Source organism: Lutibacter sp. TH_r2 (genome assembly GCF_033101135.1).
GTDB lineage: Bacteria > Bacteroidota > Bacteroidia > Flavobacteriales > Flavobacteriaceae > Lutibacter.
Genome location: NZ_JAWMPV010000005.1, coordinates 125,359 through 139,594, shown reverse-complemented (window position 1 = coordinate 139,594; position 14,236 = coordinate 125,359). Strand labels below are relative to the sequence as shown.

At 29.0% G+C, this 14,236-nt stretch carries 10 protein-coding genes and 1 tRNA gene; 2 read left to right on the top strand and 9 right to left on the bottom strand.

All coding sequences use genetic code 11. The features are described 5' to 3' along the window. Positions 1-41 precede the first annotated feature (41 nt). From R3X25_RS13865 to R3X25_RS13830, 8 genes are all read right to left on the bottom strand, one after another. Positions 42-560 (bottom strand): HAD-IIIA family hydrolase, encoded by a 519-nt coding sequence (locus R3X25_RS13865; protein ID WP_317675545.1) that lies wholly within the window; start codon positions 558-560, stop codon positions 42-44. After that, a complete protein-coding gene (locus R3X25_RS13860) occupies positions 544-1,305 on the bottom strand; it encodes a Rossmann-like and DUF2520 domain-containing protein (protein ID WP_317675544.1) in 762 nt (253 codons plus the stop codon). The genes R3X25_RS13865 and R3X25_RS13860 overlap by 17 nt, the downstream gene beginning before the upstream one ends. A gap of 114 nt (positions 1,306-1,419) precedes the next feature. Next, a complete protein-coding gene (gene ppdK, locus R3X25_RS13855; protein WP_317675543.1) occupies positions 1,420-4,149 on the bottom strand; it encodes a pyruvate, phosphate dikinase in 2,730 nt (909 codons plus the stop codon). Positions 4,150-4,361: 212 nt separating this feature from the next. Further along, a complete protein-coding gene (locus R3X25_RS13850; RefSeq protein WP_317675542.1) occupies positions 4,362-5,684 on the bottom strand; it encodes a TolC family protein in 1,323 nt (440 codons plus the stop codon). Further along, on the bottom strand, positions 5,671-8,850 hold the full coding sequence (locus tag R3X25_RS13845; protein ID WP_317675540.1) for an efflux RND transporter permease subunit: 3,180 nt from the start codon (positions 8,848-8,850) through the stop codon (positions 5,671-5,673). Before R3X25_RS13845 ends, R3X25_RS13850 begins: the two co-directional genes overlap by 14 nt. Beyond that, a complete protein-coding gene (locus R3X25_RS13840) occupies positions 8,850-9,965 on the bottom strand; it encodes an efflux RND transporter periplasmic adaptor subunit (protein ID WP_317675539.1) in 1,116 nt (371 codons plus the stop codon). The genes R3X25_RS13845 and R3X25_RS13840 overlap by 1 nt, the downstream gene beginning before the upstream one ends. Beyond that, on the bottom strand, positions 9,950-10,408 hold the full coding sequence (locus tag R3X25_RS13835; protein ID WP_317675538.1) for a MarR family winged helix-turn-helix transcriptional regulator: 459 nt from the start codon (positions 10,406-10,408) through the stop codon (positions 9,950-9,952). The genes R3X25_RS13840 and R3X25_RS13835 overlap by 16 nt, the downstream gene beginning before the upstream one ends. Before the next feature lie 125 nt (positions 10,409-10,533). Then, complete coding sequence (locus R3X25_RS13830) at positions 10,534-11,388, bottom strand: Two component regulator three Y domain protein (RefSeq protein WP_317675536.1); 855 nt, start codon at positions 11,386-11,388, stop codon at positions 10,534-10,536. Between the two features lie 230 nt (positions 11,389-11,618). On the opposite strand from R3X25_RS13830, the gene bshB1 reads away from it, so the two are divergent. Beyond that, the gene (gene bshB1, locus R3X25_RS13825; RefSeq protein WP_317675534.1) at positions 11,619-12,335 is read left to right on the top strand and encodes a bacillithiol biosynthesis deacetylase BshB1; all 717 of its coding nucleotides are present in this window, start codon (positions 11,619-11,621) and stop codon (positions 12,333-12,335) included. A gap of 51 nt (positions 12,336-12,386) precedes the next feature. Then, a tRNA-His gene (locus R3X25_RS13820) sits at positions 12,387-12,462 on the top strand. Positions 12,463-12,528: 66 nt separating this feature from the next. Here R3X25_RS13820 and ftcD read toward each other — a convergent pair. Continuing rightward, positions 12,529-14,220: a glutamate formimidoyltransferase gene (ftcD, locus tag R3X25_RS13815; RefSeq protein ID WP_317675533.1), complete on the bottom strand. Its 1,692-nt coding sequence runs from the start codon at positions 14,218-14,220 to the stop codon at positions 12,529-12,531. Between the last annotated feature and the right edge of the window lie 16 nt (positions 14,221-14,236).

The following is a 14,236-nucleotide window of genomic DNA, read 5'->3' as shown; positions in this document are numbered from 1 at the left end:
TTGTAGTTTTAATTTAATTTATATAATTGGTGTTTTTTATTTTAAGCATTGTATTGGCCATCCCATTTACCTTGAACTTTTAGAACTTGTTCAATTACATCTCTAACGCAACCCATACCTCCTTTTTTTTGAGAAATATAATTTGAAATTTCTTGTATTTCGGCAACAGCATCTTTTGGGCATGAAGCTAAACCTGCTAATTTCATTACAGGGTAATCTGGAATATCATCTCCCATATATAAAATTTCACTTGGGTTGATGTTATTTTTTTTAATATAATCATTAAATAATTCAATTTTGGCATGTGCGCCTAGATAAATATCCTTAATACCTAAGTTTTCAAGTCTTTTTCTTACACCTTCATTATTACCTCCAGATATTATGCAAATGTTATACCCAGCTAACAGAGCTGTTTTAAGAGCATATCCGTCTTTAGTATTCATTAATCTAGTTAATTCTCCTGTTGACGATATGTGAACTAGTCCGTTTGTTAAAACACCATCTACATCAAACATAAATGTTGTTATTTTTGGTAGTATTTCTTTATAACTTTTTTCCATATAATTTCCCAATAGATTTAGTTAGCAATGTATAAATTTCTTGCTTATTTTTTGATAGTATTTTTAAATGGTTATTAATAGTTTTTGTATCTCCACGTTTTGCCGGACCTGTTTGGGCTTCAAATGGCTGTAATTCAGTAATTTTACTTGAAGTTTCTTTTATTAAAGGCATTAATATTTTGAATGGAATATTATTTTCTTTACAAATTTCATTTCCTAATTGATACATGTAATTTGCAAAATTATTTACAAATACCGCGCCAACATGTAATTGTTGTCTTTGGTTGGAATCTATTTTATAGAAAGGACTTCCAATAGCTGAAGCAATTTTTTTTAATAAATTGTAATCTTTTGTGTTGTTTGTTTCTAAACAAAATGGAACTTCTGAAAAATCTATTTCTTTATTTTTAGAGAAAGATTGAAGCGGGTAGAAGACACCTTTGTTTGAGTTTGATTTAATTTCGTCTAAACTCATAGCACCAGATGTATGTACAACAAGTTTGTTTTTTAAATTAAGTTTTGATGAAATGTTTGCAATTTGATTGTCAGAAACTGAAATAATATATGTATCAGCTTTTTTTAGTTCAGATATTTTATTAGTTATAGTTGTTTGATTATTAAATGTTTCAATATTTTTAAGAGTTCTATTGTATATTTGAACTAATTCAATTTCAGAAGATTGAATAAAAACTTTAGCTAAATGATGAGCAACATTTCCGCCTCCTAAAAGCACAATTTTAATCATATTGCTAAGATAGTAATATAAGTTTAATTGTTAGCCAACAATAAATATGATGTTTATGTAAAAAAAATCCGTTTTTAATTAAAAAAACGGATTTTATATATTTTAAAAATTAAATTATGCTTGTTCTTTTACTGCAGCTTGAGCTGATGCTATTCGAGCAATTGGTACTCTATAAGGAGAGCAACTTACATAATTCATACCTGTTTTATAACAGAACTCTACTGAACTTGGTTCACCACCATGTTCACCACAAATTCCAACTTTTAAATCTTTTTTAGTACTTCTACCTTTAGTTGTTCCCATTTGCACTAATTGTCCAACACCTTCTTGGTCTAATACTTCAAAAGGATCTACTTTTAAAATACCTTTTTTAAGATATACTGGTAAAAACTTACCAGCATCATCTCTAGAATAACCAAAAGCCATTTGAGTTAAATCATTTGTTCCAAAAGAGAAGAAATCTGCTTTTTTTGCAATTAAATCAGCAGTTAAAGCAGCTCTAGGAATTTCAATCATAGTTCCAACTAAATATTCAATTGTGTCGTTATATTCTTCAAAAACTTTTTCTGCAGTAGCTCTAATAATAGCTTCTTGACTTTCAAACTCTTGAATAGTACCAATTAAAGGTACCATAATTTCTGGTTTTGCTATAATACCTTTTTTCTTTAAGTTTAAAGCAGCTTCAATAATAGCTCTTGCTTGCATTTCAGTAATTTCTGGATACGTAATACCTAATCTACAACCTCTATGACCTAACATTGGATTAAATTCCTCTAGTTCAGCAACTTTAATTTTTACAGCTTCTAAAGTAATGTGCATATCTTCAGCTAAACTACGTTGAGTTTCTAATTGATGAGGAACAAATTCGTGTAAAGGTGGGTCTAGTAAACGAACAGTTACAGGTAAACCAGCCATTGCTTCAAAAATACCTTCAAAATCGGCACGTTGCATTGGTAATAATTCATTTAAAGCTTCTTTTCTACCTTTTAAAGTATCAGCTAAAATCATTTCACGCATTGCTTTAATTCGATCTGTTTCAAAAAACATGTGCTCTGTTCTAGTTAAGCCAATACCTTGTGCTCCAAATGCACGAGCTATTTTAGCATCTTTTGGAGAGTCGGCATTTGTTCTAACTTGCATAGTAGCAAATTTATCTGCTAATTCCATAACTTCTGCAAATTCACCACTTAATTCAGGCTCAATAGTTGCTACTTTACCTTCGATAATATTACCAGTAGAACCGTTTAAAGAAATCCAATCACCTTCATGATATTCGTGACCGTCTACAGTTAAAGTTCTATTTTTATAATTAATTTTTAATGCTCCTGCACCAGAAACACAACATTTTCCCATACCACGTGCAACTACGGCTGCGTGAGAAGTCATACCTCCACGAGCAGTTAAAATACCTTTGGCAATATTCATTCCCTCTAAATCTTCAGGAGAAGTTTCGATACGAACAAGTATACTGCTTTTATATTTTGCTGCTTCATCTGCAAAGAAAACAATTTTACCAGTTGCAGCTCCTGGAGATGCAGGTAAACCTTGTGCAATTACATTTGATTTTTTTAATGCTTTTGGGTCGAATATAGGGTGTAATAATTCATCTAATTTATTAGGTTCTATTTGTAATAATGCTTCTTTTTCAGAAATTAGCCCTTCTTTTAAAGAGTCCATTGCAATTTTTACCATTGCAGCACCTGTACGTTTACCGTTACGTGTTTGAAGAATCCAGAGTTTACCATCTTGCATAGTAAATTCCATATCTTGCATATCGCGGTAATGTAATTCTAATTTTTCTTGATATTCATTTAATTCTTTGTAGATAGAAGGCATTAATTCTTCTAATGAAGGATATAATTCTGCTCTTTCAGCTTCTTCAACTTTTGCTAAAACTGCCCAACGTTCAGAACCTAATTTAGTAATTTGTTGTGGTGTTCTAACACCTGCAACAACATCTTCTCCTTGTGCATTTATTAAATATTCGCCATTAAATACGTTTTCTCCTGTACCTGCATCACGAGTAAAGCAAACTCCTGTACCAGAATTTTCACCCATATTACCATAAACCATTGCTTGTACATTTACAGCAGTTCCCCATTCACTTGGGTAACCATGCATATTTCTATAATATACAGCTCTATCACCGTTCCAACTATTAAATACTGCAACTACTGCTCCCCATAATTGATCCCAAGGGTTTGTTGGGAAATCGTGGCCGGTACGTTTTTTTACGGCATCTTTAAAATCGTAGACTAAATCTTTTAAATCTTGAATTGTAAAATCTGTATCTAATTCAATCTCACGTTTATGTTTTAACGCTTCCATTATTTCTTCGAAAGGATCAATATCTTCTTTAGATTCAGGTTTCATGCCTAATACTACATCACCATACATTTGAATAAATCTTCTATATGAATCCCAAGCAAAACGTTCGTTTCCAGATTTTTCAGCTAAACCAATTACAACATCATCGTTTAAACCTAAATTTAAAACGGTATCCATCATACCAGGCATAGAAACTCGTGCTCCAGATCTAACAGAAACTAATAATGGGTTTTCTTTGTCGCCAAATTTAGAGCCCATAATATTTTCTATGTTTTCAATAGAGGTTTCTACTTCTTTAGTAATCATTCCAATTGCAGTCTCTTGCCCCAATTGATTGTACTCTGTACATACTTCTGTTGTAATTGTAAACCCAGGAGGAACAGGAATTCCTATTAAGCTCATTTCAGCTAAATTGGCTCCTTTACCACCTAGTAAGTTTTTCATTGTACTATTACCATCGGCTGATTTATTCCCGAATTTATAAACTCTAGTTTTAACTTCTTGTACCGTCTCCATCGTTAATTTAATTTTTGGTTATGAAAATATTTATTTGATAAGTAACCAAATTTACACAGAGTAAGTTTTAAAAGTTATGATTTATATCATTGATTTTAGTGATTTTATCCTAAAGTAATTATTGTTACATTAAGAATACGTTAAAATGTAGCGTAATAAAAAGCATATACTTAAATTTTAAGTATATGCTTTTTGTTTATTTTATAAGATTATTAAAAAGTGTTGTTTAATAATTCTCCTGTAAGTTGAAGAAGGCTTAACTCTGCATTTTTAGCATTGTATTTAGCAGTGTTTAAACTAGATTTTGAATTTAAAAGGTTTATTTGTGCTTGTCTAAACTCTATGGATGTAATTTGTCCTAATTTAAAACGTTCTTCAGATCTGTCAAAATTACGTTGGTTTGTTTCTACGTTTTTCTTTTCCGAAGATAGAATAAATAGAGAATTGTTATAAATTTCTAATGCATTTGCTACATCACGTTCTAATTGATTTTCAATTTGTTCTTTTTCAATTTTAATGTTTTCAGTATAAATTTTAGCATTGGCAACATTTGTTTTTGTACTTCCACCATCAAAAATATTCCAGCTTAATGTTAATCCTGCATTTATTCCTTTTGAATACTGTTCAGCAAAAAGTGAGGTTGCAGCATTATCGTATTGATTTAAAGCATAGGAGGTACTTACTGATAAACTTGGTAAAAACCCTGATTTGTTAATTTTTATATCAAAATCGCTTAATTCAATATTTTTATTTGCTTTTAAAATTTCAATGTTATGTTGTTTAGCTTTATTTTGAAGTGTTTTATTATCAAAAGTTAATTCAAAATTTACATTAGTATCAACTTCAAATATTTCTTGAGCATTTCTTCCTAATAAAACATTTAAATCTCTTTTTGAGTTTGCTAATAAGCGTTGAGAGTTGATATAGTTTATACTATCGTTATTTACATCAACTTCGGCATTTAATACATCTAGTTTAGTACTTTGACCATACTCATAAGCGTATTGACTTCTTTTTAATCTGTTTTTAGAAACACTTAAAGATTGCGACAAATTTTTATTATTTTCAGTTAACCTAGCCACTTCATAATAAATAGTAAATAATTGTAATAATGAATTTTCTATTACAGTTTTAGCTTCTAGTTCAGATAGGTTATGGGTTTCTTTTAATTTTTGATAGTTGTATTTTCTTCCAAAACCATCAAATAATGTATAATTTAATCCTATAGACGCATTATATGCTTTTGTTTCTGCGTTATCTAATTTTGTTTCTGTTCCATCTTGAGCAGTTAAATCACTTGTTGAATTGCTATAACTTGCTCCTGCACTTGCACTTACAGTTGGTAAATAACCGCTATTATAAATACTAGCATTGTTTTTTGCAATTACAACAGCATTATTTGCCATTTTAATTCCGTAGTTATTTTCTAATGCTATTCTAACTGCTTTGTTTTTTGTAAGTATTTCAGAATCTTGTGCGAAACTTATTGTTACGCTAAACAAGATGGCTATAAGTGTATATTTATAATTCAGCATCGTGTTCTGATTTTTGTTCAATAATTGCTCTTTCAACTTCTTCTTTTGTTACTTTTTCACCTGTTTTAATCCACTTAATAAATACTTTTATTGAATTACCTAATGATAGTAATAGAGGAAGCATAACTAATGTTAAAACTGTTGCTATTCCAATTCCATAAGAAATTGAAACGGCCATTGGTTGTAAAAATTTTGCTTGTCTACTAGATTCCCATAGAAGTGGTAAAAGACCAGCTATAGTAGTTAATGAGGTTAAGAAAATAGCTCTAAATCTTGATAGGCCTGCTTTATATAATGCTTGATCGTATTTTAAACCAGCTTTTAAGTATGAATTGAATTTTCCAATTAAAACCAAACCATCATTCACTAAAATACCAATTAATGCAATTATACCTAATCCAGATAAAATGTTTATTGGAAAACCATGAATATAATGCCCCCAACCAACTCCAATAAGGCTAAAAGGAATCATTACCATTAATAATAAAGGTTGATCAAAACTTCTAAATGTAAAAGCAATAGTAATATAAATTAGTGCTAAAATAATTGGAAAAACTAGTTTGGCAGAATTTGAAGTTTTTTCTGCTTCTCGGTTTTGCCCTTCATATAATACTGAAACTGTTGTGTATTTTGATAAAATTTCTGGTATTATAGTTTCTTGAATTGCTGCAATTGCATCTGTTGCACTAGCTTCAGGATCTTTTAATTCGGAGTTTACTTGAATTTCTCTTTTTCCTTCTAAATGATTTATGGCAACTTCACCACGTTTAATAGTATAGGTAGCAATTTCAGAGAATGGTACGTTGCCTCCTTGAGGTGTTGAAATCCACATATCATCTAAATCTTTTATGGATGATCTATCTTCTTTTTTGTAACGTACCCAAACTTTTATTTCATCTTGTCCACGTTGAAAACGCTGTGCCTGAAATCCAAAGAAACCAGAACGCACTTGACTCATAACAGTTGATAAATCAAGACCTAAAAGGTATGCATTGTCTTTTAATTTAATTTGAACTTCTTTTATACCTAAAGGATCATTATCTGAAATATCTTTTAAATCAGGGTCTTGATTCATTGCAGCTTTTAATTCATCTTTAGCAGCTTTAAGTTCGTTAATATTATTACCTAATAATGAAATAGAAACTGGACTACCTCCAAAATTTCCACCAGAACCATAACTTAAACTTTCATAACCATAAAATTCACCAGCTTTATTTCTTATGGCTGAAGTTATTTCGGGAGATGAAAATTCTCTAGATTCACCAGGTAATAAGTTAACAGTTAAAGAAGCGTTCGATGTTCCCGGTCCAATACGTTTTATTATGTTCTGTACAACTTGTTGATTATCAGATTGTTTTTTGGTGTATTCATCATTTATTAACCAAACTGATTTTTCAATTTCAGAAATAATAGAATCTGTAATTTTTTCGTTGGTACCTTGCGGCATTTTTAAAGTTATAGATATTCTATCACTGGCAATTTTAGGAAAGAAATCTGTTTTAATTATTCCTCCTTTTATACTTGCAATTGTTAAAATTAAAAGTGCAATTGGTATTGCAAATCCAAAGAATTTATTTCGTAAAAAGAATTTTAAAAATGGCGCATAAATTTTATCTCTTATATAAAACAAGAAACCTTCTGATGTTTCATTTATTTTATAGAAAAATTGATTAATTTTTGATTTCTTTTTTTCTTTTTTTGCTAAAGCTTTTGAATGTGCAATGTGTGCAGGTAGAATTAATAAAGCTTCAATTAAAGATATTGTAAGTGTTAAAATAACTATAGTTGCAACTTCGCTAAAAAACTTTCCAATTCTTCCATCTAAATAAAAGAAAGTTGAAAATGCTAAAAGTGTTGTTACAATTGCAGATACAATAGGAGGAATTACTTCTAAAGTTCCATCAATAGCTGCTCTTATAGGTGTTTTTCCTTTTTCGTAATGGTGATAAATATTTTCACCAATTACAATTCCATCATCTACTAGAATACCAATAACAATAATCATCCCAAATAGTGATAATACATTAATTGTTACACCTAATAAAGGGGCAAATACAAACATACCAAAAAAGGATATTGGTAAACCAGCTGCAACCCAAAAAGCAAGTCTAGGGTTTAAGAATAACGATAAAAATAGTAATACCAATAATATTCCCATAATACCGTTTTTTAATAGTAATTCGGTACGTTGGTTTAAGGTAGTTGAACTATCACTTGCAACATTAACAGTTATATTATTATGCTCTTGATTGAATTTGTGGATATATTCATTTACAGCTTCAGCAGAGAGTAATAAATCTTCACTATTTGTGTTGGTTACAGCAATATTTATAGCCATTGCTCCATTGTAAAAAATTCTGTCTGGTGTTTCAGACCAAGTATCTTTTACTGTTGCTATATCGCTTAAACGAATAATATTTCCAGAAGCATCTGTTTTTACAACAATATTTAATAGTTCTATACCTTGGTATTTTTTATTTCTGGCTCTAATTAAATAATCTTCACTTGAGGTTTTAATATTTCCTCCTGAAATTAAAATATTTGCTTTAGTAACAGCATTTGCTACTTCTTGAAAAGATAAATTGTAAGCACGTAAATCACTTTCTTTAATTGCAATATCAATTTCTTCATCTGGAAATCCGCTTAATGAAACTTGTGAAATTCCTTTAATTCCTCTTAAATCATTTTCAATATTTCTAGCGTATTGTTTTATAGTTGCTAATGATAAATTTTCACCACTTACTGTAAAAGAAATTGTTTGCCTAACTGTTTCAACTTTAGCAACTACTGGAGGCTCCATACCAGAAGGATAGGAGGGAACTCTATCTACAGCATTTTTAACATCTACTAAAACTACATCAATTTTTTTACCCTTTTCAACTTCAACAGTAATTGATGCTGAATTTTCACTAGAAACTGAAGTTACTCTATCTACACCTATAATACCTTTTAAATTATCTTCAATTTTAAGCACTATACCTTCTTCCATTTCTTCTGGTGAAGCACCAGGATAAGAAATAGAGATATTTATAATATCTGAATCTGTTAATGGGAAAAACGAGGATTTTAAACTTAAAAATCCAAAGGCTCCAAATATAATAAATGCAAATATGAAAATATTAACAGCTACTGGATATTTTATAAAATATGTTATAACCTTTTTCATTATTCTGTTTCATTTATTGTTTTAACTAACATTCCATCATAAGCTCCAGGAAGGCTTCTTGAAAGCATTGTAGTTCCGTTTTCTAAACCTTTAATTATTACTGTTTCATTATTAAAATAAACAGGATTTATTGTTTTTAGGTTTAAAATAGTGTCATTTATTATAAATACTTTTGTGTCTTCAACTAAAAGCTTTCTTGGAATTTCAGTTGCATTTTCAATTTTTTTAGTTTGTAAAGCCGCATTTAGATACATACCGTCTCGTAAACCTTCACCTTTAATTTGTAAATAAGCTTTTATACTTTGTGTTGTTTGGTCTACTTTTGCATTAACTCTAATTACTGTAGCTTCCCAAGATTTTGTATTATTAATATTGCTAACGGTAACTTTGTTTCCAATTTTTAGTAAATCTGCATAGGCTTCATTTACGTTTACTTCAAGTTCAAATACATCAGTATTTATAAATTCACCAAGTTTTTGTCCAGATCTAACTAAAGATCCTTCGGCAACTAAAGTTTCTGTTAAAGTTCCATTAAATGGAGCTCTAATATTGTATTTAATTAATTTAGCTTCTAAATTTTTAACATTATAATAACTGGTTAAAATTCCTCTTCCAGAGATAAAAAATTTTTCTTTATCAGAATTGGTTGAAGGTAATTTTGGAGTAGTTTTATTAATATCTAACGAGTTAAGATAGTTTTGCCATTTTACATATTGGTTAGGGAAATCTAATTGAATATCTGGCATTACGGAGGTTAAACTATTAAAAAAAGCACTTTTTTGCGCTTGTAAATTTGCATAAAACTCATCACTATTTATGGATAAAATAGTTTGTCCTTTATAAAATTTAGTTCCTGCTCTAAATTCTTTCTTCATAGGATTTAATATACCTTGTACTTCAGTATATAAATCAATTTTGTTTTTAGCTGCTAAATTTCCACTTGTAATTATTTTTACTGGAATAGCTTTATTATTAACTGTTTTAGTGTAAACGGTTTTAACAACTTTATTGAATTTAGGTTTTTCTTTAGACCCCATTTCAGCAATTTTTGTCCCTGCAAATACTGCTAATACTAGAAGTAGTATACTTCCAGCAATTATTATTTTTTGTCGCATAGTTTAATTGAATGTTCTTTTATAATATTGTTTTGTAATTTACTTATTGTTTGTATTGCTTGATTTATTTCGTTATCTGTTATACCTTTTTGAAATTTTTGGATAGATTCTAAAATTATAGGTTCTGTTATTTTAAAAATTTCTAATCCAAACTCTGTTAAATAAACATTTTTTATTCTTTTATCTTCTTTAGTAGATTTTCTTATTAGTAAATTATTTTTTTCCATGTTTGAAATTAACCTTGAAAGTGAAGTTTTATCACTTTCAGTTATAAAGGCTAAATCATGTTGCGGTATACCATTGTTTTTTTTTAGTAATTTTAGTATTACAAATTGTTCTCGTGTAAGATTTATGTTTTTATCCTTTAAAATTTTATTTAAAGTAGCCCCAATTAATTTACCGGTTTTACCAATCCAAGGTATAAGATTATCTTCAAAAGACATTTTTTTAATTTTTAGCAAATGTATTATAAAAAACAATAGTTGCATATACAACTATGTTAATTAATGTTAAAAAAAAATCCCTCAAACTAAATTGAAGGATATTTTATATGTTTTTAAGGATATTTTTAATTAGGACTAATAGTAGAAAGTGATATTGGGTTAGCTTTAGCATCATTAATTATATCTAAATTTAAATCAAATTCTAGCATAGTTAAATGTGGTAAATTTTTTATGTTTTTACTTAAGGTTCCTATAAATTGATTATTATTTATGTAAAGTGTTTTAAGTTTTGAAAGGTTAGATAACTCATTAGGTACATTTCCTTCAAAAGAATTATTTGATAATGTTAATTCAGTTAAATTAACTAATAAACCAATTTCAATAGGCAGTGTACCTACAAAACTATTGTCAAATAAACTCAATACTTTTAAATTTTTTAATTCTCCAATTCTATAATCTAATTCACCATTTAAATGATTACTACTTAAATGAAGAATTTTTAATTCTTTTAAATTATAAATAGAAGATGGTAGTACTCCAGATAAATTATTATTAAAACAAGTAAATTCTTCTAAATTAGTTAAGTTACCAATTGTACTTGGAATTTCACCAGTAAGTGAATTCATAAATAATTTAAGTGTTGTTAAAGATTTTAATTCTGAAATTTCTGAAGGAATTTGACCACTTAATTTATTAAAACCTAAATCTAAAACTTCTAAATTTTTTAGATTAGAAATTGATGCTGGAATTACACCAACCAAACCATTCATACTTAAGTTAACTTCAATAACTTTATTATTTTGGATAGTAATACCGTGCCATGTTTTAACATCAGAATTTAATTCCCAAGAATTATTCCAATCATTTCCATTTGTTGAACTATATAAATCTAATAAAGCTTCTTTTTCAGAATTTGAAATTTGTGAAAACACAAACGAAGTAGAAATTAAAACGAGTAGTAATGTTAATACTTTTTTCATGGGGTTAAGGGGTTTTATAATTACTTAACAATGGCTAATTTAGAAAATAACTTTTAGTTAACCTAATTTATTTTACCATTTATTGTAAAAACCATACCGTTTATTTTAATTTTAAACTGTATATGTTAATTTTCTAGTATTTAGTTATTTAAGAGTTATTAGTATTTTAATGCCTAGATATTAAGCACTAAAAATTACCTATATTTGCAATAATTAGATAATAATATTTTATGAAATTAGATATATTAGCAATAGGAGCACACCCAGACGATGTTGAATTAGGTTGCGGAGCAACTATTGCAAAAGAAATTTCTTTAGGTAAAAAAGTCGGAATTTTAGACTTAACTAGAGGAGAATTAGGAACTCGTGGCTCTGCAGAAATTAGAGATTCAGAATCAACTAATGCTGCAAAAATTTTAGGTGTTGATGTTCGAGAAAATTTAGCTTTAGCAGATGGTTTTTTTGAAAATAATAAAGAAAATCAATTAAAAATTATAGAAGTTATTAGAAAATATAAACCTGAAATTGTTTTATGTAATGCAATTGATGATAGACATATTGATCATTCAAAAGGAAGTAAATTAACTTCTAATGCATGTTTTTTATCTGGTTTAAGAAAAATAGAAACAGAAGAAAATGGGATTAAGCAGGAGCATTGGAGACCAAAATATGTATACCATTATATACAATGGAAAAATATTGAACCAGATTTTGTTGTGGATGTATCTAATTTTATGAATAAGAAAGTAGAAGCAGTTTTAGCGTATAAGTCACAATTTTTTGATCCGACAAGTAAAGAGCCAACTTCGCCGATTTCAAGCAAGAATTTTTTAGATAGTATAACATATAGAGCTCAAGATTTAGGAAGATTGATTGGTGTAGAACACGCAGAAGGCTTTACATCAGAGCGTTATGTAGCTATAAAATCGCTAGATAAATTAATATAAAAAATGCTTGTATAGAAACATAAATGTTTTTAAATTTGCATCCGTTGAAATGGTGGTTGTAGCTCAGTTGGTTAGAGCATCGGTTTGTGGTACCGAGGGTCGCCGGTTCGAATCCGGTCTTCCACCCAAAAGTAAAAAGGTCTGAATTAATTCAGACCTTTTTTTGTTTACACTAATTAATAGTATTTAAACCTTATATTTTTGAATCTATAATAGCCATTAATTCTTTTTCTTTTTTTAGTGTTTTATTATAAATAGTTTTTGCTTTAGCCAAAATATCTTCAGTAAAAACCTTATCTTTTATATCTTTCGCATTAATTCTAACATTATAATAAGCTCCAATTATTGCAGTTCTGGCACATAAAACACCAACACCAGCATCAGAAAGTGAAGTTTGTAACCCTTCTTTTAACATTGCTTCCATAACTTCCATAGAATTATAACTTGTTTCCATTACTTGAAAAGGAATTTCAGTAGCATATTTTGTGGCATTTTGTATAGCTTCAGTTCTTAATTGTATTTCTTTAGTATTTCCTTTATGTAACCTAAAACCTGCAATAATTTTATTAAACGCATTGGTGTCTTCATCTACTAAAAACAATAATTTGTTTTTATAAGCTTGTCCTTTTTCTGCCCATTTTGAATAAAACTCCCATTTATTATCCCAACCAGCTTTATGAGCCGAAAGGTTTGCCACCATAGTTCCTAATGAGACTCCTAAAGTACCAACATAAGCTGAAATTGATCCACCGCCTGGAGCTATAGATTCTCCTGCAGTTTCTTCGGCAAAATCTTTAACTGATAAGTCAATTAGTTTTTTTGAATCATCGTCTAATAAGTATTCAATAATTTTTTCTTTTGGGTTGAAGGGTTTTAAATCATCTAAACCTAACGACTTTACTGCTATTTTAATTTTTTCATCTTCTGAAATTCCTAAAGAACGTTGTTGTTTTTGTAAAAAGAAATTCCCAGCATCTAGCATTGCTTGTAAGGGAATTAATCCAATTAACTCTGAACCGGTTACTCTTAAACCTCTATCAGTTGCAGCTTTAACAGTTTCATCAAAAGCTTTATGCATAGATGTTATAGAAATATTTGTAAGATTGTATGAAATTTGCGCAATTCCATACTCTTCAATATACCAACCAATACCTTTTACAGCTTTTAGTTTTCCTGGAATTCTAATAGGTTCTCCATTTTTATCTAAAACTTTTTTACCTGTTGAAGGATTTCCATCACGTTTTATTCTTCCAGCTTCTCTAATATCAAAAGCAATTGCATTTGCACGTCGGGTAGAAGTAGTGTTTAAATTTACGTTATAGGCAATTAAAAAATCTCTTGCTGAAATTGCAATAGCTCCAGATTTAGCAACGGAATTATTAAATTCTGAAGGTCCAAAATCTGGTTTCCAATCTGGGTTTACTAACTTTTCTTTTAATCCTTCATATTCTCCAGATCTACAACTTGCTAAATTTTTACGTTTATCTTCTCTAGCTGCATTTTCATAAAAATAACCCGGTATTCCTAATTCTTTTCCTACTCGTTCACCTAATTTATGTGCATAAACTGCAGCTTCATCTAATGCAATATTGGAAATTGGAACTAATGGACAAACATCGGTTGCTCCAAAACGTGGATGTTCTCCGCTATGTTTACTCATATCAATTAATTCTGAAGCTTTTTTAATCAATCTAAAAGCAGCTTCAATTACATTTTCAGGTTCACCAACAAATGTAATTACTGTTCGGTTTGTAGCTTTACCAGGATCAATATCTAATAACTTAACACCTTCAACTGTTTCTACAACTTTAGCAATGGTATTTATTTTATTTATATCTCTTCCTTCACTTATATTAGGAACGCATTCTATTAATTGTTTCTTCATAATGTTAATATTTGGT